The following is a 21819-nucleotide window of genomic DNA, read 5'->3' as shown; positions in this document are numbered from 1 at the left end:
TGTGCGGAGCGGTGCCCGGTTGGCAAATAGGTACAAGCAACCAGCCCGCTACGCAAAAAAGGAGAGCGCTCCATGTCCGAGATCATCGCCGGCATCCGCCTGCCCGACAGTGCCATCGCCCGCGCCGCCACGCAGCTCGTGCGCGATACCGAAGACGACCTACTCTACAACCACAGTCGCCGCGTCTTTCTTTGGGGCGCGCTCACCGCCGAGCGCCACGGCCTGAAGTACGAACCGGAGCTGCTTTACCTCGGCGCCATGTTCCACGACATGGGCCTCACAGAGAAGTATTCCAGTCCCGACCTGCGCTTCGAGGTCGACGGTGCCAATGCCGCGCGTGATTTCATGAAAAGCTACGGCCTGCCGGAGCGTGAGATCGAGGACGTCTGGACCGCGATCGCGCTCCACACCACGCCAGGTATTCCCGAGCATATGCGACCCACCATCGCGCTGGTGACCGCGGGCGTCGAAATGGATGTGCTCGGGATCGCCTATCACGACTTCACGCATGAACAGCGTGACCATGTCTGCGTCCATCATCCGCGCGAAACGAACTTCAAGGAGAACATCATAGATCATTTCGCCAAAGGCATCGTCAAGAAGCCGTTGACCACGTTCGGGAACGTCAAGGCCGACGTCCTTGCGCTGAAGGACATGACCTATCTCCGCCAGAACTTCTGTTCGATCATCCTCGGTTCGGCCTGGCCGAACTGACCTTCGTTGCTTCGAGCGGAGCAAATCGAGATGAGCGCCAGTCGAGCCAGGATGTGCGGACCTGAAGAAGCCGTGATCGGACCGAGCGAGGAGTGCGTCGCTGCGCAGAGCCCGGTCGACGAGATCATGACCCGCCGGTTCGCGTGCCGTGACTTTTGCGATGCTCCGGTCCCGCGATGGACGATCGAGCAGATCCTCCACGTCGCGCGCTTCGCGCCAAGCGGTGCGAACATCCAGCCCTGGCATGTCTACGTGCTGGGTGGCGCCGCCAAGGCCCGCGTCTCGGCGGCGCTGCTGGACGCGCACGAAACGTGCCGCGACGAGCACGTCTCGGAATACAAATATTACGCCAGCGAGTTACCTAATCGGTACCTCAAGCGGCGGCAGGAGTTTGGGCGGCTGTTCTACGGGTCGCTCGGGATCCACCAGGCCGATGCCGAGGCAAGAAGCAGGCAGACCGCGAAGAATTACACGTTCTTCGGAGCGCCCGTGGGACTGATCGTCACGATCGATCGTCGGCTGGAAGCCGGAAGCTGGCTCGACCTTGGCATGTTCGTGCAGAACGTGATGCTGGCGGCAGCGGGGCGCGGACTTCAGTCGTGTCCGCAGGAGACGTTTTCGAAATATCACCGGATCTTGCGCCCCCTGCTCTCGATTCCGAAGGAGCAGATGGTGGTATGCGGCATCTCGGTCGGGAAGCCTGCAGGTGAGGCGCAGCGATTGATGCCCCGGGCGAATGTAGATGAGTTCGCGACGTTCTTGGGATTGGACGCGTAAGAGACATTCAGGAGTAGATCGCCATGACGAGTCGAGAAGAACTGATCCAGCGCAGCATTTCTTTTCTCCGCGAAGTGAAGGATATGACGCCCGGAGCCGATATGGAGCGTTGGCTCAACGAGACGTACGGCGAACGCAGCGCGCTCTATCAGGATCTGTGCCGCCTGATCAAGATCGGGGTCGAGGAGGGCTGGGCGGCGAACCAGGAGGTGGACGGCCCGAACTACCGGCGCAGCCGCATCCTCGAGCCGACTGCCGAAACGTTCCAGTTCAGCCTCACGGCGGTTTACATGAACAGCGCTGCTCCACGCCGGTTCAAGGACGAGGACGACCACGACGTGCTGCGCGGGCAGTATCACGGTCATCCCTATGGGGAGATCAACCTTGTGGTACCCTTGAACGCGGGCGCGGAGTTGAAGGGATTGCAGGGCTGGCAGGGTTCCGGCTGGACGGCGCCCGATCCGGGCAGCAGGCACTATCCGGAGGTCAGGGGCGGTGCGGTGATCGCGCTGTTCTATCTCCCGGCCGGACGCATCTCGTACGATTTCAAGGCTCCCGCCGGTTAGGTGCGAACATCGCGAACGAAGGCTGGTTGCGCCGTCAGGCCTCGCCAGGTCCGGAGAAGATCGAAGCCGGCGGCGTCGTGCGCGGCACCGGCAGCGGCCGCTCGGTCCCGATCGCGAGATGCCGCCCTTGGCGTCGTACCGCTTGGCGAGATCCAGCAGACGACGGCGGGTGAACGGATCGGCCTTCTCAGCTATGACCCGGACCCGCTGCGCGAGACCCAGGTAGAACTCCTGCTCCATGACGCACCCCCACAACATCACTGCCCAGAGTTGAGTAGCCCCGGCTATCGGAGTCAAGAAGCGCCAGGCACGCGCATGCATTTTTCCGGGTCGCTATTCCGATCGCGATGTCGGCGGACGTAGACTGGCCAGCGCAGGGGAAATTCGGATGGCAGTGTCCTATCCAGAAGGCGTGCCCGGCGTGCGGCAGGCCGATGAAGGCTTTTTCCGGCAAAATTCCGGAGGGGCTGCGGTGCACCAATTGCGACGACGACCCGCTACGCGACCCGATCGCCCGCAAGTAGGCCGACGGCCCGCTGCGGCCGCCAGAGCAGTAGGTTGCCGCTGGCGCGCCCGCGCCTTTCGGCGTAGTAGGAACACCGCGGCGCAGGCTGCTCACCGATTGGGTCACGCGCGCCTGACATCGTTCCGGCGTAGACTTGCTCAGCGGTCGAGGCAGCCCGACTGACCTGTTTTCAGTCGAAGGCGCCGAGCGAACGGAACGATAACGCGACGACATCTTTGACTCGTTGGACCATCGCCCGCCGTTTGAGTACGGCGCCTGTAGCGGATAGCCAAAGGCTCAAAGGCCCGCTGTTCAAAAACACGCGCTCGCGCGGATAGCCAAAGGCGGTGGTCCCGTTCCGAGCGGTGAAAGAATCAGCTTGAAGAAGCCGTCAAAAACGCGCGAAGAGCTCGAGGCCGCGATCAGGCTCGAGATGGAAGACATCAGTGAGTTGCCGACGGATTTAGCCATCTCGGTCATGCCCTGCGAGGACACCTGGAAGGTCGCGATCATAACGGACGGCCCACAAGACCCGGAGCGCTCCACGATGATCGAAGCGATCGCTGACAGGCTGCGTAGCCAGTTCGACTTGAAGAGCTGAACCCGACGGCTTCACAGCGCGCTCAGGTCGTCCGGCACCTCGCCGAATTTCCTGATCAGCGCGTGTTCGAAGTCGCCGGTGGCCCCGCTGCGGCTGAAGGCAAGCGCACCGACGTGCCCCGGCTTGCGCGAGAAGGCTTCAGCCTTCATCACGGCTGCGGCCGCGTTCGGGTGCGATGCCGTCGATCGTCATAAGGGACGAACAGCAAAGCGGACGTCGTCGGTCGAGCAGGACCCAGTCCCCGCCGCCATTTCGGTGTTCGCAGGAACCTTGGACCTGCCACCGCCCTACGGGGCAGCGCGGGCCGCGTCGTGCGGGGCGGCGCTCATCGATGACGATGGCGAGAAACAACGTCACCGAGGCGTCAGTCAGGAACGGAGCCATCGTCGTCCGGTTGTCTCCGGAAGACAACATCCGGGAGGTCAACATGGCCATGGAAGATCGCGAGACCTTCAGCCTTATCGGGAGCGACAAGGTCGAGGGCACGAACGTGTACGGGGCCGACGGAGAAAAGGTCGGCTACATCGAGCGCGTCATGATCGACAAGGTCGGCGGCAAGGTGTCGTACGCGGTGCTCAGCTTCGGCGGCCTGCTCGGCATCGGCGATGATCATTATCCGCTGCCCTGGCAGGCACTGAAATACGACACCAACCTCGGCGGTTATGTCACCGGCATCACCCAGGACCAGCTCCGCGGCGCTCCCAAATGCGCCGACGAGAGCAGTTGGAACTGGAGCGACCCGGCGACCACGCGCTCCGTGAACGCCTACTACGGTGTGCCGGTGGCTTGAGGCCGCACAGCACCCGCGGGCCGACGCGCCCGCCGCCACGCGAGACGACCGCATCGGTCGCCGAGGAGACTTGAAAAGTGAGTAATGCCGTTCGTGTTCTGGTCGTGGAGGATGAAGCGCTGATCTGCAACTTCGTCGAGGACGCCTTGTCCGGCGGCGGTTTCGAGGCCTGCTCGGTCCATACGGGAGAGGCGGCCCTGTCGACCTTTCGCGACGGCCGCGAAGGGTGTCGGGCGCTGCTGACTGACGTCAACCTGGGTGATGGCATCAGCGGATGGGAGCTGGCGCGGCAGATCAGGGAAATCACGCCTGGCTTTCCCGTGGTCTACATGACGAGCGCCAGCGCGCCAGACTGGAAATCGCAAGGCGTCGATGGCAGCCTCCTGATCGAGAAGCCCTTTGCGCCAGCGCAATTGGCTGCCGCTGTCTCGCAGCTACTGGATACCCGAGCCTAGCCGGGTCGAACCGGGATCGTTGTGAGACTCCGATCCTTCGATCAAGCCTGCAATGGTGGGCGGCGGATCAGCGGATCGTCGAGCGCGCCGGCGATGCCTTGGCCTTGCATGCGGCCGCAGCGCGAGCCCTCCGCTACCGCCATCCAGTCCCGCAGCAGGCCTTTGTCCTCCTTCGAAAAAGACGCGCGCCGCTTGAGATCCTCCAGCGTTTCGCCGGGATGGCATCGCTCGAAATCCTCGCGGATCAGGGACTCGAGGTAGGTCCGGACCCAGGCGCCGCCTGAATCGAGATGCTGGCGTGAATCGGTCCCCATGATTGTCTCTCGGCGCATGCAGTCGAAGGCGCCCGGATGCGGCACAACGGCAAGAGCGATTGCTTGGTTCACGAAGGGGGCTGCCCGTGTCGACGATGACGGACGGCGTCAAGGCCGCCGTCGGGCCAAGTGAGAGGCGCGCTCCAGCCGCCAAGGACGAGGAGGTCCCTCAGGCCTCGCCAGACACGGGTATGGCCGTGGTCGGCGGGACGATGCGCAGCGGCGGCAACGGACGCTCGGCGGACCGGGACAGCGGAGAAGGCTTGCCCCCTTCCAACGCTACCGACGGATGAAGTTGATGACATCGGCGGCGGCAGCGTCAAGCGGCATCGTTCGCTGCGGCGCGCTCTCCGATTTCCCTTGAGCGAGCGCTCGTTGCGGCACTAAGCTGGTCGGGCAGGGAAATCCAGATGTCCGAGCTGCACCTGATCCGGAAGCGGTGTCCGCACTGCGGGAGAGCAATGAAGCTTGTCTCCGAGTCGACGGGCCGGAGCCGCGAGCGATACGTCTGCCCCGCCTGCGAGGAGGATCCGTTGCACGACCCCGGCGCCCAAAAATGGGCTGACAGCCCGCTGCGCCCGCCGGCCAAGTAGCCTCCGAAGAATCCGGTCATGGCGCCGAGGCCGGTTGTCCATCCACCTTCCATTCAGGGTTTGTGGCGTAGGCTATCCGTTGCCGGTGACAGGACTGGCGGATCGTCGGCGGCGCACCAACTTCTTTGAAGGATGCCGCTGCAGAATACGGGGAGGGTGCGATGTCGACCGTCGCGAAGTTGCTTGCGGAAGGAACGGCTCCTGGCGCAACTGGAGAGCGATCCAGGGTCGAACGAGCGCGAGGAAATCGAAAGGCAGCTTGCGCAGATCGAGACCGCGCTGAGCTTGCTCGGACCAGGAGATGCCGCCGGTCGGAGTGACGAGTGAATCGAGTTTTGCCGTTGGTCAGAGTGCGCTGAGATCGTCCGGCACGTCGCCGAACTTCCGGATCAGCTTGGCGTCGCTGAAGTCCCCGCTGGATGGATCCCCGGTCCGCAAAGAGAACATGCGGCATACCGGCTGCGTCCGACACTGCTGCGCCCCTCGAGGGCGACCTCGATCTTGCCGCCGACCAGGCCATCGCGGCCTGCGGCGGAGACGCCCGGACGACGGTGTCGAGAGGCTACGCCCGGGGACGGCTCCCAGGGGCGCGCGAAAGCAAGGACGAGCCAGATGTCTGAAGTGACCTACTATGTCGCTCTGCCGTTCGTTTTCTCCGACGACGGCATGGCCGCCGGCGAGGCGGCGGAATGCCTGAGCGCCAACTCGCCGGTGCGTGGAGTTTATAGGACGCCGGCGCTAATGGATCAAAACGAGATACAGAAGAGCGGCCGCCAGCAGAACTCCGAAGACCATATTGGCGTTGAGGTGCACGTCCTAGGGCGCGTACTCATTAATTTCGACCTGTCTGCTTCGCTCCGAAAGCGGCCGAGATCATGAGGTGGCGCATTATGTCGCACTTGGCATGCGCAGACATTAACTGCAAGTAGCGAGCTCACTCCACGCCTGTGCCATTGGATCGAAAACGGCAGCGTTTTTCCGTACGGTGACTGACCATACTGGCATCGTGAACGTGGGGTCTAGGTTCAAGACACGTTCGGCGGCCGATCTCGCCTCTTCGATTCGACCGAGCCGGACCAGGGCGATCGTTTGAAGGACGTGCGGCACACTGAATGAAGGATTGGCTTCGACTGCGCGAGCCGCCGCCTTCAGAGCTTCATCAAACCGATTGACATAAAGCTCAGTCACCGCGATCGCCATATGAGCAATCAGTGTATCGAAAGGACTGACCTCCAGGGCGTGTTGCGCCAGTTCAAGCGCACTTTGGCGGTCGCCCATGAACGCATGCGCGAATGCACTGTTTCCCAAGGCAACGACATTTGAAGGACTGATCGACAGGGCCCGGCGAAACACCTCGAACGCGTCACTGAAGTCAGGGTCAGCGAACCAGATCACCAGACCGGCAGCACCGAGCGCGGTCGCGTCATCACTTCTCGTCGCAGCGCGAGCATAGCGGACGGCGGTGGCGCGATCGGCCTCGCTCAGTCCACCGCGGCTGAATCTGATCTGAAAACATCGCGCCAGCTGTGCCTGAGCAGCCGAATAATCGGGCTCCAGCTCCAATGCCTTCCGCAAAAGCGGAATGGCTTCCCCAGCGCCCGTCGGCATGGTCGTGCGCATCGATGAGATCGCCCGCAAGACAAGATCATAGGCATCGAGACTGTTGGGACGCTCTCGTCGGACGCGGCTGATTTCGACCTTGCGCAGATTCGGTTCGAGTGCCCCGATCAGGCTCATCGCAATGGCGTCCTGAACTTCGAAAATATCGTCAAACCGGCGATCGTACCGCTCGGCCCACAATGCAGCACCCGTGTCGGATTCAACCAGCCTCGCCGTGATCCTTATGCGATTGTCGGCCTTGCGCACGCTCCCCTGCACGAGATAGCGGCACCCCAGCTTCCGCCCGATACTTCCCAGGTCGCCGGTGCCGGCTTCGAACAGCAAACTCGACGTGCTGCCGACCACCGATAGACCGGTGATACGGGATAGTCCCGTGATGATGTCCTCTACGATACCATCGGCGAAGTAATCCTGGCTGGAATCCCCACTGAGATTGGCGAACCGCAGCACGGCGACCGTGGTCCCGCGCGCCGGGATGTCTCCAGAGCCCGAATACGCCTGCATGTCTGGACCATTCTTGACTCCCACGAGGCGATAGCCTCGTCCCGGAACGGTAACGACGTAGCTCTGACCGTCGCTTCCGAGTTCAAGTGCCTTGCGCAAGGCGGACACGTGCACCTGGATCGCGTTCTCCTCCACCACGCGGCCCGCCCAGATTTTCTCCATCAGGCGATCCTTGCTCACAACCTCGCCCTGGACCGAAGCCAATTCGTAGAGGATATCGAGTGCCCGGCTTGGGAGCTTGACGGGCTGTCCCGAAAAGGTCAGCCGCCGCTCGACAAGATCCAGCACAAACTTTCCAAATCGAACAGTCTCTCGATCCGGTTTCGGATTGACCGCCATGCCTGTTCAGAACTCTTCAGACGCTGAAACAAGGACCTTAAGGGTATCGCTCCGTAGTGTCCATCGAGCCCGACAAATCGCCGTGCCGGCGATCGGGACGAGGAGGTTCCGTCATGCGCACCACGCATTTGGCTTTGGGACTGCTGACAACGATCGCTCTGTCGTTTACCGCGCTTCCGGGCAACGCCCAGTCGTGGCCAACCCAAGTCGTGAAGATCATCACGCCATTTCCGCCTGGCAGCGGTGGCGACGTCACGGCGCGTCCGTTCGCCGAAAAGCTTGCGGAGCGGTGGGGGAAGCCCGTCATCGTCGAAAATCGTCCAGGCGCCGACGGCATCATCGCCGCGACCGCGGTGCTCAACTCGAACGATGGTCATACTCTCCTCTATACGAACGGGGGACCGCTCACGAGCAACCTGCTCGCGCACGCGGGCAGCCTTCCATACAATCCCGATGATCTGCTGCCGGTTGCGGCTGCCGCTGAAGTCTACGTAGCGATAGGGGTTCCTGCTTCCCTGGCGACAAGCTCGCTGTCCGAATTTGTGGCGCAGGCACGCCTCAAGCGGGGCCAGTTCAATTGGAGCGGAACTCCCGGCAGTCTGGACTATCTGGTGCCGGGGTTTTTGAAGCGCGCCGGCATCGATCTCCCGCGTGTCCCATACCGAGAGGTGAGCATGGCGATGCAGGACCTTTCGCAAGATCGACTCCAATTCTATGCTGCTGCCCTCGCGACCCAGTTGCCGATGGCGCAAACCGGCAAGATCAAGATTATCGCGATCACGAATAGTCAACGATCACCCTTCTTACCGGACGTCCCCACGGCGCGCGAGTCGGGTTTTCCGGAGCTTGAGTACGAAGCGTTCCTTGGCTTTTTCGCGCCCCGCGGGATGTCGGCGGAGCTGCGTGAACGCATCGGTGCCGACCTGCACGCGATCGGCGCCGGCGCGGACTTGGCGGGACGCTTCAATGCGATCGGCATGCGGGTACGAGTCACCTCTCCGGCAGAACTGCAAAAGATCGTCATGGACGAGCGCGCGGCGCTCGCCCGTTACACCCAGGCGCCGCCGCGATAGGGACGCGCAAAGCACCGAGACAGGAGGAATGTCCCATGACCCACGAACATCCGCGTACCGATCGGCTTTTCGAGATCGGCAGCGCCTATCGGCAGGCGAAAGTTCTATTGAGCGCGGTCGAACTCGGAGTGTTTTCCGAGCTCGCAGCCGGCCCGCTCGATGCGAGGGATCTCGCGAGCCGCATTCGGGTCCACGGTCGCTCAGCTCGCGACTTCTTCGATGCACTCGTCGCGACTGGTCTTCTGACGCGAGATGACGAAGGGCGATATCGAAACACCGAGGAGAGCGATTTTTATCTAGACCGAGCAAAGCCGACTTATCTCGGCGCCAGCTTCGATCAGTACAACCGCCGCGAATACGTCTTATGGGGGTCGCTGACGCAGTCGCTGCAGACCGGCAATCCGGCGGCCGAAACGCATGGCCAGGATCACTTCGGATCTTTGTACAACGACGCAGCGAGATTCCGAACCTTCGTCACCGCGATGACATCCGGCAGCTTGCTCGCCGCTCAAGGTATCGCTCACCAGTTCCCCTGGGAGAATTATCAGACACTTTGCGACGTAGGCACCGCTCAAGGTTGCCTACCGGTCCAGGTTGCTTTGGCACATCCTCACGTCCGCGCGATCGGATTCGATCTCCCGATGCTGTGCTCGGCATTTGAGGAGTACGCGGTCGAACGCAACGTCGCTGATAGGGTGAGTTTCGCGGGAGGCGATTTCTTCAAGGATCCGTTGCCTCAGGCCGATGTCATCGTCTTGGGTCGCGTCCTCCACAATTGGGACCTTGAAGCCAAGAAGATGTTGCTGGACGAGGCGTATCGATCGATCCCGACAGGTGGGGCTGTCATCGTCTATGATATGCTGATCGATGACGACCGGCGCACAAGCACAACTGGCTTGCTCTCCTCTCTCAACATGCTCCTTTGGACGGCGGGTGGGTTTGGATATACGGCAACGGATTGCACCGGTTGGATGCGGTCGGCCGGGTTCACAAAGACGACGGTTCGCCACCTTCCAGGTGGCAACTCCATGATCATCGGCGAAAAATAGACGGCGCCATATCTTCCGGTGCGGACTCAGGATCATTTTGACTGATCCAGCCGGATAGTCCCTTGGTTGATGTCCGCTCCGCTCAAAAAGCAGCAAGGCAAATTAGGCGCATTGTGTTTGGTCGGATGCCTGTGATTCAAGCTGTCAAAATGGAGCTTCGAATCATGCGCTACGAACTTGCCGATTTTGAATGGGCCGCCCTCAAGCCGATGTTGCCCAACAAGCCGCGTGGCGTTCCTCGGGTAAACGATCGTCGTGTCCTAAACGGCATCTTTTGGGTCTTGAGATCGGGAGCACCCTGGCGCGATCTGCCTGAGGCGTTCGGCCCGTACACCACTTGCTATAACCGCTTCGTTCGCTGGCGGAGGGCTGGGGTCTGGAGCCGCATCATAGACGCACTTGCCGCTGCTCATGATGCCGCTGTCCAAATGATCGACACCTCGATTGTCCGCGTGCATCAGCATGGAGCCTGCATCATGCGAAACCAGCGCCAATCGATGGGGCGGTCACGCGGCGGTTTGACGAGTAAAATTCATGCAGTGGTCGATAGCAATGGTCTGCCGGTACGGCTGGCGTTGAGTCCTGGCCAAGCCCACGACGTTCGACTTGCGGGAAAACTGCTGTCTCGTCTGAAGTCCGGGTCAATACTGCTTGCCGACCGTGGCTATGACGCCGACTGGATCAGAGCGCTTGCCATGAAGAAGGGGGCGTGGGCCAACATCCCGCCGAAAAGCAATCGCAGCGATCCTATCTGCTTCAGTCCCTACCTCTATCGGGCTCGTAACCGGGTCGAGCGGTTCTTCAACAGGATCAAACAATGTCGCCGGGTGGCGACGCGCTACGACAGGCTCGCCGCCAACTACCTTGCCTTCGTTCAACTCGCGTCAATCAGGCTATGGCTGCGCCTTTAATGAGTCCGCGTCCTAGTTCCTCGGCCCGTGGCGGCCCCAGCATCGGGCCGGGGGGCTTGATGATGCTGGGGCCTCCGGACAGGCTCTTGCCCTCTGAAGAGAGGCAGTCACCGCAGACACAAATCAATCACGGGCAGGGGGTTCCTAACTACAGAGAAGCACATGGCCAAGCGCGAGGAAGAGAGCGACGCGAAGGAAGCCAAGCCACCCGGACGGATGAAGCGCGGCGGCTCATCGAAGAGTACGTGGACGACCTACGCGAGTTTATCAAAACGCTGCGCGGCCGATTGAACTGAGGCAGCCTCACCGTAGCCTCCGCGGAATCTGCAAGTGGCCAATCTCGTCGGTCGGTGCCACGAAAAAAAGATCCGGCCGATTCACATTTGTGAAGGCAGGGATTTGTTAACCGGGAAATAATAGCATACCGGGCTGGCAGAGCCATTTCATTTCGGAATTATTTGAAACCCGGAAGCATGAGGGGGCGTTGTCTCAAAACAGCGGCCCCTTCTGCATTTTTAGCTTTAGCCAGCGCCACACGCGGAAGAGAAATCGCGACATTAAGCACCGCCATTCTCAAATCTCCTCCACCGTGCAGGCCGAGCAGATGCCCGACAAACCGCAGCAGCCGCTGCGGGAGGCAATGGCCGCCCTCCCTGCGGCGCCTCCTTCCGAGATCGAGAAATAAACGCAGACCCAGCATGTCAAGCGACTGACGAGGACGTCGAGAAGAACTCCCAAACGTCGGCTGGCCTTCGAACGGCACGTCCAGGTCTTCGGCGACTGGTGAGCGGAACGCCGGCCCCAATGAAAAGGCCGCGCCTTCGGGTGCGCGGCGTTGGTTGCGTTCGGATGGACTGATCTCATCAGTGGTGGTGGCGCCAGCGGTGCCGAACGACCGGGTAGGATCCGCGGTAATAGGCGTAGGCGGGGCGCACGACGCGGCGATAGCGATAGCCGTAGGATACGGGCGCCGTGTAGTAGGTCGTGGTGTAGCCGCCGCCCCAGCGATACGGCTCGTCGTAGCCGTAGGCGTAGGAGCCGCCGTAATAGCCGGCTCGATAGTAGCCAGGGCCGCCGTAGTAGCCATAGCCGGGGCCCCAGCCATACGCCGAGGAAGCAAGCCCGCCGATCACGGCGCCCGCGACCAAGCCGCCGGCGATGCCGGGTCCCCAACCGCCCCAACCTCCTCGCCAGTGGGCTTCGGCAGGAGAGGTCGTGGCCACCGAGGCCAGACCAAGGGCGCCGACCAGCAGCGCCGACATTGCAATCTTCTTCATCGGGAGTTCCTTTCACATTGCGCATGCCCTGCGGATAACGGGAAAAATAGGCAATGGTTGCTGCTGGCCCGGCGGCGAAGGGCAATGGAGCTCGGCGCCGGGGCAGCGTGATTCGACAGCTTCGAGTTCGGACCACAACACGCGAGGCCGCGCTGGGGTCGGCCCACGCTGCGGCGCAAAAGCTTTCAGGAGCGCACCCCGAACATCTGCCTGATCTCTGCGGGCATTAACAATGTTGTTCCACCGGAATACGTCTTTGCTGTAGGCTATCGCTTCTAGCGTTTTGGGTTCCCATGTTCGATCCGGCCACGACGGCGCTTTTGCGCGCCGTACTCGACGAGGTCTGTGAAGAGGTTTCGCGTTTCGAGACCGGTGCTCGGACCCATGTCGCTTCAAGAATTCTGGAAGCCGCAGCGACGGGCAACATCACGCCGGAGAGCCTGAAGCAGGTCAGTCGCGAGGCGCTCCATCAAGCCCCGAGCATGGGGCGATAGCGGAGCGTCGGGGTGAATTTCCAGGTCACAGTGCTCAAGATCCTGGTGAGTTATCCCGATGGATTCGCCGTCATGTCGGACCTCAAGCGCGACATGGCGATCCTGGCGACGAGCGGACGGGATTGGGCCGAGCGGACCATGCGCTTGGCCGCGCGCGTTCCGGATCTAGACATCTTCTCGCAAGCCTTGGTCGAACGCGTGAACGGCGGATGGCGGATTACGGAGAAGGGCAGGACGGTACTCGATTTCATGGAGGCCAGGTCTTCCGGGCCACAAACCGGACGGGATGGTCCGGTCGAGCAGCTGTCGTCCGAAGAGCGAGCGCCCAAACTTGTCGCCTTCACAAAGGTTGGCCGAAGCCAACGCCTGCAACGCCGCCGTGCGGCACGTGCGCGGGCGCGTGCCAAAGCATCCTGACTCTCCTCCCTTCGTCTACTCCCGGGAAAAACCGGAAACTTTCCAGAGTGCCTTGAGTTGGCAGCGACTGGGTCGGTCTCCAGAGAGAGAGTAAGTATGGTCGACGAAGTCGTCTTGAAGAACGCCACGGAGACCGCCTGGACGGTGTACCGGGCGCGGCACCCCGAGGTCGATGAGCACGACACCCGGCGCTGCCTGCTGGAGCGCCACCTCCGCAGGAGGTCGGAGGCGCGAGAGAGCGATACCGAAGAACCCGCTGGCTTCGGGATAGCCTATCTGCAGCGGCTTCCTCGAGACGAATGTTGACGGCCGTGAAGGCGCTCGCAGCGCGCGTGGCCCGGGGAAGCACGAGGCCAAATTGGACGCTGCTCGCGATTTCGGCTCTCATTTCCGCGACGGTCGTGGCTGTCCTGCGGTTCGTGTTCGGAGCCTAGCCGAGGCGGATTGCGCAGCTTGCTCCGTTGGCCGAGAGCGTACCTCCAAAGCTTTACGGCGGCACTGAGCGTGTGATCGCCTGGCTCGTGGACGAACTCGGACACGACGTCACCCTGTTCGCAAGCGGGGATTCCAAGACGAAGGGAAAGCTCCACGCCGTGTGGCCGCGCGCGCTGCGCCTAGGGCGGAAGGGTGCCGATCCGAACGCCGCCGGCGCGCTTCTGATCGAGGCCGTCGCCGAGCGCGCAGGCGACTTCGACGTGATCCACTCCCACATCGACTGGTTGCCCCTTCCGTTGTTGAGCCGAACCGGCGTGCCTTTCCTGACGACGATGCACGGCAGGCTAGACCTTCCTTGTCTGCGCGAGGTAATCGGCGTCTTTGCAGACGCTCCATTCGTCTCCATTTCCGCCGACCAGCGTCGGCCACTTCCGGAGGCGAACTGGATCGCGACGATCCAGCACGGACTGCCGAAGGATCTGTTTCGGCCGTCCTACGAACCAGTTCCTACCTGGCCTTTCTGGGAGGCTGACGGCTGACAAGGGACCGGAGGACGCCATACGCATCGCGCGCGCGGCGCGAATGCCGCTGCGAATTGCCGCCAAGATTCCTCGGTCGGGGACGGCCTACTTCAAGAACAAGCTCGAACCGAACATCGATGGCCAGGCGGTTCAACTCGTCGGAGAGGTCGACGACGCGAAGAAGCAGCCTTTCCTCGCAGACGCAGCGGGCCTGCTATTTCCGATCGATTGGCCCGAGCCGTTCGGTCTGGTGATGATCGAGGCGAGGCGTGGGACGCCCGTGATCGCTTATCGATCAGGGTCGGTGCCTGAAGTTGTGGAGGACGGCGTCACCGGCTTCATCGTCGACGGTCAGGAGCAGGCGATCAGGGCGGTGAAAGAACTGGGCCGACTGGACAGACGAGTGGTCCGCGCCCGGTTCGATGAGCGCTTCGCCGCAAGCCGGATGGCGAATGAATACGAGACCCGATATCGCAACCTGATCGCTCGTGGAGGACGCTGCGGGTGAGAGATCCGCGGATGGCTTGTGGCACTGGCGTGAATGGAATCCTTGGCCATGCCGTTTTCGAATCAGGAGCAAGTTGAATTCTAGAGTTGAGGTCGGCATCCGAACGGGCGTGGCTTGGACGTACTCTGCGATCGCTCTCAATACGTGCTCTCGGGAGCTCCAAGCAAAGCATGCTTCGGTTTGCTGCCAATGTATGTCGGTTCCTGACGCGGAACTTTCGCCCGGAAACGACATTGTGGTTGGTGGCAAAGGCTGAGACATGAAAAACGAACCATCCCGGATCTCAAAATTCTTCGGTGATTTGGCTAACAAGACCTCGCTTGCGGCTGGGCGCGCCTCGACCTTCCTGTTAGCTGCGGGTGTGGTGGTCGTGTGGGGCATAAGCGGCCCGCTCTTCCAGTTCTCGGACACTTGGCAGTTGGTCATTAATACTGGGACCACAATCGTAACTTTCCTTATGGTATTTCTGATTCAGAACTCCCAAAACCGTGACAGCGCGGCCATTCAGGTAAAGCTGGACGAACTCATTCGCGTGAGTGCGGCGCGCAATAGTCTCGTGGGAATTGAGCACCTCACAGACGATGAGATTGAGGAGCTTCGCTCAAAATGTGAAGCGCGTGCCAAGGCCGAAAAAGCCGGAGATGAGACACTCGACCGGACCCTACAGTCAGCGCGGCGAGCCGCCGAGCAGATCGCCAGCTGACGATGTCAACGCCGGCATCATCGAAAAGACCGGTAGAAAATATCGACGCCATCCTGCGGCTTGAAAAGCAGGATGAGGAAAAGATCGCTCTTCATCATCGTGTTTTTCACGCCATCGGATCGTTCGCGGGCACTCCGCAGTTCGTTGTGCTGCAGTGCGGGGCGGTGGTGTGTTGGATTGCCTTCGGCGGGGTATTCCCCGATCGCGCGCTTGATCCATTCCCGTTCCCGCTGCTCGGGACATTCCTCGCGCTGGAGGCGGTACTTCTCACCTCCTGTGTCCTCATTCGCCAAAATGCGACCGACCGCATTTTGGAAAAGCGAGATCGTCTAGAACTTCAGATTAATCTCCTCTCTGAACGGGAGGCGACGCGGTCTTTGAGAATATTGCAGAAGCTTGCCAGGCGGCTGAATGTCGATGACGAGGATTGCCAACAAGACGAATTGGCGCAGGAGACGTCTGTTGATCAACTTGCCCGAGGCTTGCGCGACCGCGAGCAGGCTGAAAAGGCTCAATGAGATGTCCGCCCGGAAGACGACATGGGGGGCGCTCTGATGCCACCTGCACCATCGTGTTCATCTGCACGAGGTCTCCCTGAGCAGATTCCGTGTGATGCGCACGGGCTAGAATTTGAGCATCGTCCTGAGGCCGAATACCGACGCATTTTTGAGGGCCTTGCCGGCGAATGGCGTCGCCTGCCCGGTGGCGCCGCCGCCCGGGTGGATGATGTATTGGAAGTTTGGCTGCAACGACCAGCCCTCCTTTATCTGGTATTGGTAGACCGTCGTCAGCAACCCCTCGAAGTTTCGCGAGGGCCAGTTGGGATTCACCAGCATGCGGTAGTCGGCGTCGAGCGCCTGCGCCCGTTTGGACACATGGGCATAGCCCGCGGCGATCCCGAACTTGTCATCGGGCCGGTCGTCACGAAGCCCAATGAACTCGACGCCGGCATCAGCGTAGAGATCGATCAGGTTGCGATCAGCGGGCGCGCCGGCGGCCCTTGCAAACACACCGATCCCGCGATCGTCGCTGTGAGGCACGCGGTAGATCTGTTGCTCGAAGACCGCCCAACCACCGATGTCTCCTGCGAGCAATAGCGGCTCGCCGCTGCTACCGGCAGCGGCGAGCGAGCTGCCGTTCGACGCGATCTGTTGATCCGCGAAAGAGCCAAAGTGCCGCCAGCCGCCGAACTTGATCTGGCCGGTCAGGTTGGGATCGCCCTTCTTGTTGTTCCAGGCGTACTGGATCTGCCCCAGTAACAACGGCGGATCGTTGACGCGGAAATTGACGCCGTAGCGATTGCGCTCCTGCGGGTCGCCCGGTCCGGGTCCTGCCTGGTCGCCGTCGAAGATCCCACCCAGAACGGAAAGCTGGTCGGTCACGTTGGCCAGTAGCCTTGCGCCCATGGCCGCCAAAGGTGGCGAAGGTCCGCCGCTGGGCAGATTGAGCGACGTGATCGCGGGCCAACCCATTGAGGCGTTCGTGAACACGTCTGTATATTTGGTGTTGAAGAATTCGCTGTCGGCAGCAAGCTGACCCACCTTCAGCGAGATCCTCTTCGCGCCCCACTGCTTCTCGAAATACGCTTCGTAGAGGCGCGTTGCGGGCAGAGCCTCGATTCCGCTGACGACGAAGAAGTTCTGAAGATTGCTCCGGGACAGGCCGTCGCCATGGATCTGGAACATGTTGGCGTGAAAAGTGAGCTTGTCGATGCCGACGAGCTTCTGCAGATCGACATCCACCGCGAGGTTGAGGCGGCCTTCGTAGATTGCGCCCTGTTTCAAGCCGCCGGAGGCATTACCAAACGCCTCGCCGATGTAAGTGGCCGCGAACTTCACGCCGTACTTCTGCAGCGGATTGGGAAGAAGGCCGAGCGTCTTTTCCTCCACGGTGCTCTCACCCGTGTCCGGATCGGCCGGCTTGTCGTCGTCGGTCTTCTTATCCTCTTGGGCCGCGGCGCCGGCTGCCAGGAGCATGACTACCGACATCGAAAGAACGACCTGCCTATAAGCTCGGTATCTCGACACGCGACTTCCTGATCTCGAAGATAGCCTTACGAATTGCCTGATCTTGCAAGGCAAGTCCACCGTGGAGGCAATTTCCAAAAGGTCGGTCAGACCAACTGGCCTATCGCAATCGTTAACATTTTTGAATCGCGGCACGCGAAGTGTTGGCTATGATAGGGTTTTCCCTTCTGCGGGCATTCATGTTCGATCCGTCAACTACTGCGCTATTGCGCGCGGTCTTAAACGAGGTTTGCGAGAGCGTTTCGCACCGCGAGATCGGAGCGCGTACCCATGTCGCCTCAAAGATACTGGAGGCTGCTACCAAAGGTGAGGTATCGCTAGACGAGCTCAGGCAGGTAGGCCGTGATGCCCTTTCGCGTGCACCCACGATGTGGCGCTGATCGGTCGAGGCGGGCGTGAATTTCCAAGTCACGGTGCTGAAGATCCTGGTGGGCTATCCGGACGGCTTCGCAGTCATGGAGGACCTCAAGCGCGACATGGCCATTCTGGCGACCAGCGGCCGCGATTGGGCGGACCGGACCAAGCGCCTCGCTGGGCAGGTCCCCGACCTCGACATCTTTTCTCAAGGCTTAGTCGAACGCATCAGCGGGGGCTGGAAGATCACGGCAAAAGGTCGAACAGTGCTTGAATTCATGGAAGCGCGCTCGGAGGCATCCGCGCCGGCCCAACAGGCCGCAGCCGATGAGGCTCCCAAACTGGTATCCGAGACAGCGACGGTTCCTCCGCTGCGGCAACCTGCCGACCGTGCCAAGCGGCGGCGCGAACGCCGCCAACGGCGTCGTGAGGCGCGCGAACGCGCGAGAGCGAACGCCTCTTGAGGTGGATCGAAGCCAAAGAAGAAGCCTCCGGCTGGGCGCGGCGGTCGAAATAGTCCCGGACTGTCGATTGCCTCCTACCCCCAAGCGTACCGCCGTTACGTTGTTTGCGGCCAGGCTATTCCGACCTAAGAACGGTATTGCTTCGGGTATCGGGACGGCGACTTGTGCACGAGTCCTTCTACCGAGCCGGCAGGCGCGAATGGCGAGGGCGGAAACCAAACCTGCGCGGTAAGCGACCGTCTCGCCGACCCGCACCACGCCCAGCACCCCGGTTTTGAATGGAAGGCCCCTTTTTGCCGACGAGAGCACCAGCCGAGGCGTGCCTAAAGCATCGAGGAGGACGCAGGCGTCCGGAGACCGGGTAGGCCCGGCTAGGCGGGCACCGTCAGAGAATCGAGACGTTTCCGGAGAAATGCCAGCACCACGATCTCGTCGGAAGTGAGCTTGGCGTACTGACGCTTGAACTTCTGCGCGATCTCGGCCTCAATCATCTTCGCGAGGTCACCTGACATGTAGGCGTTAAGGACTTCCGGGTGCACGTAGCACTTGCGGCAGATGGCCGGTGTGTTGCCGAGCTGCTTCGAGACGCTTTCGATCGCGGCGACGACGTTGCGCTTCGCCTCGGCCTGGCTGTCGTACTTCTTGAATTCGGCAAGCGCCAACGCCGCCAGAACGGTTCCCGCCCAAGTCCGAAAATCTTTGGCGCTGAAGTCCTCCCCCGTGATGTCCTTGATGTAGGCGTTGACGTCGCCGGAATCGACAGTGCGGGGCTGTCCGTCGTCGTCGAGGTACTTGAAGAGCTCATGTCCCGGGATCTCGGCGCAGCGCTTCACGATCGCGGCTATCCGCTTGTCCTCGACGCGAAGCTTCCATTGTTTGCCCGACTTGCCCGTGAAGTCGAAACGAAGGACGCCGCGCCCGACCGCGACGTGCTTGCGGCGCATGGTGGTGAGCCCGTAGGACTTGTTTTTCTCGGCATACTCGGCATTGCCGACCCGGATCAATGTCTTCTCCAGAAGACTGACGATCGTGGCCAGCACCTTCTCGCGGGGCAGTCCGTCTCGCTTCATGTCGGCGGCGACCCGCTCCCGCAACGCGGGCAGCGCGGCAGCGAACAGGATGATATGCTCATACTTGTTCTGGTCTCGGAGCTCGCGCCACTTCGGATGGTAGCGATACTGCTTGCGACCCCGCGCATCGAGCCCGGTTGCCTGGATGTGGCCGTTCGACGACGGGCAGATCCACACGGACTCGTAGGCCGGCGGGATGCCGATTGATTTGATGCGTCGGATGACGGCCGCATCGGTGATGCGCTTGCCGTCCTTGTCGTAGTAGCTGAAAGTGGTTCCAGTCCGCTTGCGGGTGTACCCAGGCGCGGAGTCGCTGACATAGCGGAGGCCTTCTTCCGCGATGGTGGCCGCGACGTAGGCGGTGCGGTCCAGAACCTCTTCTTCGTTGCTGGTTTGTCGGAGCATGGGCCGGTCCCCTCGGAAGCACCCTGGATCGAGGCTCCGCCCTTGCTAAAGGGAGGAAGACACCGGTTGGTTCCCCTCGGACGTTTGGTGGACGCGATGTGAAATTTGGAGGCCGCGCAGAAGACCTAAGATGGAGAGCCGGGCCGGTTCCTTTCGACAAGGCGCTGCGCCGTCGATGAGGGCGGGATGGTCTAACTTCAGACAATCGCCACAAATTTCACCGACACCTCCCCACAGTCACTTCACGATGGCCGCTATGTCCCAGTATTCACTAAACGTATTGCGTCAGCGCTATGTCGTCGAGAAAAGACCACTTGAGGCCAGCGTCGAGCAGATCTTGCGGGCCGACGCCCGCCCGGGAGCCCGTGCCATCCTTGCGTCAATCGATAAACGGCGCTCCGAGAATAGGTCCGAGGGGCAGCGCCTGCGAAAGATGCTTCGCTTCGAGAGCTCTCTCTGGGAAAGCGGCCATCATGCCGTCGCAGGCGTGGACGAGGCGGGAATGAGCCCTCTTGCCGGGCCAGTCTCTGCTGGCGCCGTTATACTGAAGCCCGGCACGAGGATAATCGGAATCGACGACTCGAAAAAACTCGACGCCGCCGCTCGCGAAGAACTCGCGAAGGAAATCAAGGAAAAGGCAGAGAGTTGGTGCGTGGCGTTCGTAGAGGTCGAGGAGATCGACACGATAAACATCTATTGGGCGGGCATCCAGGCCATGCAGCGCGCGGTCAGGGGGCTGGGATTGACGCCGCAGCACTTGCTGATCGATGCGAAGCGGTTGAAGGAAATCGACATCCCTCAGCAGTCCATCATTAAAGGTGACGCCAAGTCCGCCAGCATTGCGGCCGCCTCCATCCTCGCGAAAGTCGAGCGCGACACCCGAATGCGGACACTCGACGAGCGTCACCCCGGCTACGGATTCGCGGTTCACAAGGGCTATCCGGTGCCGGCTCATTATGAGGCGCTCGCCAGGCTTGGTGCATGCGCAGCTCACCGGAGGTCGTTCGGACCGGTACGCAAGGCGCTCGGCCTGCCGCCCCTACTGCCGTGGCCTTCGGCGTCCGAGCGCGCCGCCATCTGAACTCCAGATCGAACGTTTCGTCTCGGCGGCATTATTTTCGCGACCACTTCTTTTCGCGAACGACGTCCTTGGCATTTTTGTCGGACCTCAGGCCGAGATAGACCGGCTGGCGCAGCTCGCCCTTGCTGGTCCACTCCGCGAATTTCACTTCCGCGACCAACGAAGGACGCACCCAGGTCGTAACCCGTTCATCCTTCACCTTGCCAGGGAAGGGCGACTTGGCTGTCTTGAGCCTCACGAGCTTGCGGTGAAGCTCTTCGAGAACTTGGTGGCTGAAACCGGTGCCGACGTGGCCGATGTACCGCCATGCATCGTCGTCGCGTATCGCCAGCACGAGGGCGCCGAAGAATGGCCGGGTTCGCCTCGGCGCCGTGAAGCCGGCGATCACTACCTCCTGCCGCTGCGCGGTCTTCACCTTCAGCCAATCGGCGGTCCGGCGTCCGGACGCGTACGGGCTGTCGGCGCGCTTGGCCATGATACCTTCGAGATGTCTGAGCTCGGCTTCTGCAAAGAACTTTGTGCCGTTGCCCTTCCGGTGGTTGCTGAACGCGATCAGCTTATGGCGCGGCAGGAGGGCCTTGAGCCGCTTCTTGCGTTCGAGGAGCGGCAGCGCGCGCAGATCCTCGCCGTCTGCGAACATGAGGTCGAACGCGCAGTACAAAAGCTTAGCCTCGTGGCGCAGGGCGTTTTGAAGCAACTGGAAATGGGATACCCCGTCCTTCCCGATCGCGACGAGCTCGCCATCGATCACGGCGTCCGCCTTCACTCCCTCAAGCGCTTTCGCGACCTCGACATAGGAGTGGCTGATGATCTTCCCGTTGCGGCTGTAGAGCACCACGCGACCGCCTAGGATTTCCGAGACCATGCGGAAACCATCGAATTTGTCCTCGAAGACCCAATTGGGATCGTCGAATGGTGAATCGGTCAGCGTGGCCAGCATAGGCTGCAGGCGAGGAGCTAGGGTCGATTTTCGGGCCATGGCTGAACGAAGGGGTGACGGAGGGTAGGAACGAGGAGGATGCATCGTCAGTTCCGTCCGACAAATTGAATGAAGGCTTCGGGGGTCCCACGCTTGCCTCGACCTCCCTTCGAGTTGGGGCGATCGTTGCTGCTCGACGCCTACCACGATCATCACCGGCGGCTCAGCGGCCGCCAGCACCAGCTGAAGATGACGCGCGCGGATCAAGGAACACATCGATCTGCTGTTGAAGTTCTAGGCGGCGATCGGATATCGGGCCGCCGACTTGCGTAC

26 protein-coding genes and 2 pseudogenes are annotated in these 21819 nt (G+C 61.5%); 20 read left to right on the top strand and 8 right to left on the bottom strand.

Annotated features, from left to right (window positions below):
* Positions 1-72: 72 nt before the first annotated feature.
* The 3 genes from JQ591_RS08070 to JQ591_RS08060 all read left to right on the top strand — a co-directional run bounded on the left by JQ591_RS08070 (position 73) and on the right by JQ591_RS08060 (position 2057).
* The gene (locus JQ591_RS08070; RefSeq protein ID WP_211395457.1) at positions 73-714 is read left to right on the top strand and encodes an HD domain-containing protein; all 642 of its coding nucleotides are present in this window, start codon (positions 73-75) and stop codon (positions 712-714) included.
* Between the two features lie 126 nt (positions 715-840).
* On the top strand, positions 841-1491 hold the full coding sequence (locus JQ591_RS08065; protein WP_249136572.1) for a nitroreductase: 651 nt from the start codon (positions 841-843) through the stop codon (positions 1489-1491).
* A 23-nt stretch (positions 1492-1514) separates the two neighbouring features.
* Complete coding sequence (locus tag JQ591_RS08060; protein ID WP_211395456.1) at positions 1515-2057, top strand: DUF4863 family protein; 543 nt, start codon at positions 1515-1517, stop codon at positions 2055-2057.
* A gap of 34 nt (positions 2058-2091) precedes the next feature.
* Here JQ591_RS08060 and JQ591_RS35245 read toward each other — a convergent pair.
* A pseudogene (locus JQ591_RS35245) lies at positions 2092-2297 on the bottom strand (hypothetical protein).
* A 644-nt stretch (positions 2298-2941) separates the two neighbouring features.
* On the opposite strand from JQ591_RS35245, the gene JQ591_RS08055 reads away from it, so the two are divergent.
* Complete coding sequence (locus JQ591_RS08055; RefSeq protein WP_211395629.1) at positions 2942-3163, top strand: hypothetical protein; 222 nt, start codon at positions 2942-2944, stop codon at positions 3161-3163.
* 11 nt (positions 3164-3174) lie between these two features.
* On the opposite strand, the gene JQ591_RS08050 is transcribed toward JQ591_RS08055, so the two are convergent.
* Complete coding sequence (locus JQ591_RS08050; RefSeq protein ID WP_164988237.1) at positions 3175-3312, bottom strand: hypothetical protein; 138 nt, start codon at positions 3310-3312, stop codon at positions 3175-3177.
* A gap of 278 nt (positions 3313-3590) precedes the next feature.
* On the opposite strand from JQ591_RS08050, the gene JQ591_RS08045 reads away from it, so the two are divergent.
* Both JQ591_RS08045 and JQ591_RS08040 read left to right on the top strand, forming a co-directional pair.
* Positions 3591-3953, top strand: coding sequence for a PRC-barrel domain-containing protein (locus JQ591_RS08045; protein WP_211395617.1), 363 nt, complete (start codon positions 3591-3593; stop codon positions 3951-3953).
* Between the two features lie 77 nt (positions 3954-4030).
* The gene (locus tag JQ591_RS08040; RefSeq protein ID WP_211395455.1) at positions 4031-4408 is read left to right on the top strand and encodes a response regulator; all 378 of its coding nucleotides are present in this window, start codon (positions 4031-4033) and stop codon (positions 4406-4408) included.
* A gap of 41 nt (positions 4409-4449) precedes the next feature.
* Here JQ591_RS08040 and JQ591_RS08035 read toward each other — a convergent pair whose 3' ends face one another.
* Positions 4450-4722 (bottom strand): hypothetical protein, encoded by a 273-nt coding sequence (locus JQ591_RS08035; protein WP_249136571.1) that lies wholly within the window; start codon positions 4720-4722, stop codon positions 4450-4452.
* Positions 4723-5927: 1205 nt separating this feature from the next.
* On the opposite strand from JQ591_RS08035, the gene JQ591_RS08030 reads away from it, so the two are divergent.
* Positions 5928-6194 (top strand): hypothetical protein, encoded by a 267-nt coding sequence (locus JQ591_RS08030; RefSeq protein ID WP_211395628.1) that lies wholly within the window; start codon positions 5928-5930, stop codon positions 6192-6194.
* A 36-nt stretch (positions 6195-6230) separates the two neighbouring features.
* On the opposite strand, the gene JQ591_RS08025 is transcribed toward JQ591_RS08030, so the two are convergent.
* On the bottom strand, positions 6231-7778 hold the full coding sequence (locus tag JQ591_RS08025; protein WP_211384185.1) for a winged helix-turn-helix domain-containing protein: 1548 nt from the start codon (positions 7776-7778) through the stop codon (positions 6231-6233).
* 113 nt (positions 7779-7891) lie between these two features.
* On the opposite strand from JQ591_RS08025, the gene JQ591_RS08020 reads away from it, so the two are divergent.
* The 4 genes from JQ591_RS08020 (at position 7892) to JQ591_RS35570 (ending at position 11102) form a co-directional block, all read left to right on the top strand.
* Positions 7892-8851, top strand: a complete 960-nt coding sequence (locus JQ591_RS08020; protein ID WP_211384184.1) for a Bug family tripartite tricarboxylate transporter substrate binding protein — start codon at positions 7892-7894, stop codon at positions 8849-8851.
* A 35-nt stretch (positions 8852-8886) separates the two neighbouring features.
* Positions 8887-9900 carry a methyltransferase gene (locus JQ591_RS08015; protein WP_211395454.1) on the top strand — a complete coding sequence of 338 codons (1014 nt, stop codon included), beginning with the start codon at positions 8887-8889 and terminating at the stop codon, positions 9898-9900.
* Between the two features lie 164 nt (positions 9901-10064).
* A complete protein-coding gene (locus JQ591_RS08010; RefSeq protein ID WP_211395453.1) occupies positions 10065-10811 on the top strand; it encodes an IS5 family transposase in 747 nt (248 codons plus the stop codon).
* A 162-nt stretch (positions 10812-10973) separates the two neighbouring features.
* A complete protein-coding gene (locus JQ591_RS35570) occupies positions 10974-11102 on the top strand; it encodes a hypothetical protein (RefSeq protein ID WP_283814081.1) in 129 nt (42 codons plus the stop codon).
* Between the two features lie 572 nt (positions 11103-11674).
* On the opposite strand, the gene JQ591_RS08005 is transcribed toward JQ591_RS35570, so the two are convergent.
* Positions 11675-12088: a hypothetical protein gene (locus JQ591_RS08005; RefSeq protein WP_249129085.1), complete on the bottom strand. Its 414-nt coding sequence runs from the start codon at positions 12086-12088 to the stop codon at positions 11675-11677.
* 293 nt (positions 12089-12381) lie between these two features.
* On the opposite strand from JQ591_RS08005, the gene JQ591_RS08000 reads away from it, so the two are divergent.
* The 6 genes and pseudogenes from JQ591_RS08000 to JQ591_RS07975 all read left to right on the top strand — a co-directional run bounded on the left by JQ591_RS08000 (position 12382) and on the right by JQ591_RS07975 (position 15684).
* Entirely contained in the window at positions 12382-12582 is a 201-nt protein-coding gene (locus JQ591_RS08000) for a hypothetical protein (protein ID WP_211384180.1), read from the top strand.
* A 12-nt stretch (positions 12583-12594) separates the two neighbouring features.
* Complete coding sequence (locus tag JQ591_RS07995; RefSeq protein ID WP_211395452.1) at positions 12595-12999, top strand: hypothetical protein; 405 nt, start codon at positions 12595-12597, stop codon at positions 12997-12999.
* A 96-nt stretch (positions 13000-13095) separates the two neighbouring features.
* On the top strand, positions 13096-13305 hold the full coding sequence (locus JQ591_RS07990; protein WP_211384178.1) for a hypothetical protein: 210 nt from the start codon (positions 13096-13098) through the stop codon (positions 13303-13305).
* A 137-nt stretch (positions 13306-13442) separates the two neighbouring features.
* Positions 13443-14463: pseudogene (locus JQ591_RS07985) on the top strand (glycosyltransferase family 4 protein).
* 259 nt (positions 14464-14722) lie between these two features.
* A complete protein-coding gene (locus JQ591_RS07980; protein ID WP_211395451.1) occupies positions 14723-15166 on the top strand; it encodes a low affinity iron permease family protein in 444 nt (147 codons plus the stop codon).
* A 2-nt stretch (positions 15167-15168) separates the two neighbouring features.
* Positions 15169-15684 (top strand): DUF1003 domain-containing protein, encoded by a 516-nt coding sequence (locus JQ591_RS07975; protein ID WP_211395450.1) that lies wholly within the window; start codon positions 15169-15171, stop codon positions 15682-15684.
* A gap of 105 nt (positions 15685-15789) precedes the next feature.
* Here the strand turns inward: JQ591_RS07975 and JQ591_RS07970 are convergent, their stop codons facing one another.
* A complete protein-coding gene (locus JQ591_RS07970; RefSeq protein WP_249136569.1) occupies positions 15790-17142 on the bottom strand; it encodes a carbohydrate porin in 1353 nt (450 codons plus the stop codon).
* A gap of 230 nt (positions 17143-17372) precedes the next feature.
* Here JQ591_RS07970 and JQ591_RS35240 point away from each other — a divergent pair, with 230 nt between their 5' ends.
* Positions 17373-17573 carry a hypothetical protein gene (locus JQ591_RS35240; RefSeq protein WP_106946862.1) on the top strand — a complete coding sequence of 67 codons (201 nt, stop codon included), beginning with the start codon at positions 17373-17375 and terminating at the stop codon, positions 17571-17573.
* Positions 17574-17588: 15 nt separating this feature from the next.
* Positions 17589-18011 carry a hypothetical protein gene (locus JQ591_RS07965; protein ID WP_211395448.1) on the top strand — a complete coding sequence of 141 codons (423 nt, stop codon included), beginning with the start codon at positions 17589-17591 and terminating at the stop codon, positions 18009-18011.
* A gap of 371 nt (positions 18012-18382) precedes the next feature.
* Here the strand turns inward: JQ591_RS07965 and JQ591_RS07960 are convergent, their stop codons facing one another.
* The gene (locus JQ591_RS07960; RefSeq protein WP_211395447.1) at positions 18383-19486 is read right to left on the bottom strand and encodes a DNA topoisomerase IB; all 1104 of its coding nucleotides are present in this window, start codon (positions 19484-19486) and stop codon (positions 18383-18385) included.
* Positions 19487-19742: 256 nt separating this feature from the next.
* On the opposite strand from JQ591_RS07960, the gene JQ591_RS07955 reads away from it, so the two are divergent.
* Complete coding sequence (locus JQ591_RS07955) at positions 19743-20567, top strand: ribonuclease HII (protein ID WP_211395446.1); 825 nt, start codon at positions 19743-19745, stop codon at positions 20565-20567.
* A 31-nt stretch (positions 20568-20598) separates the two neighbouring features.
* Here JQ591_RS07955 and ligD read toward each other — a convergent pair whose 3' ends face one another.
* Positions 20599-21546 (bottom strand): non-homologous end-joining DNA ligase, encoded by a 948-nt coding sequence (ligD, locus tag JQ591_RS07950; RefSeq protein ID WP_211395445.1) that lies wholly within the window; start codon positions 21544-21546, stop codon positions 20599-20601.
* Between the last annotated feature and the right edge of the window lie 273 nt (positions 21547-21819).

Origin of the sequence: Bradyrhizobium canariense (assembly GCF_018130465.1) — a bacterium.
GTDB classification, from domain to species: domain Bacteria; phylum Pseudomonadota; class Alphaproteobacteria; order Rhizobiales; family Xanthobacteraceae; genus Bradyrhizobium; species Bradyrhizobium canariense_C.
This window is presented reverse-complemented; position numbering and strand designations above follow the sequence as displayed.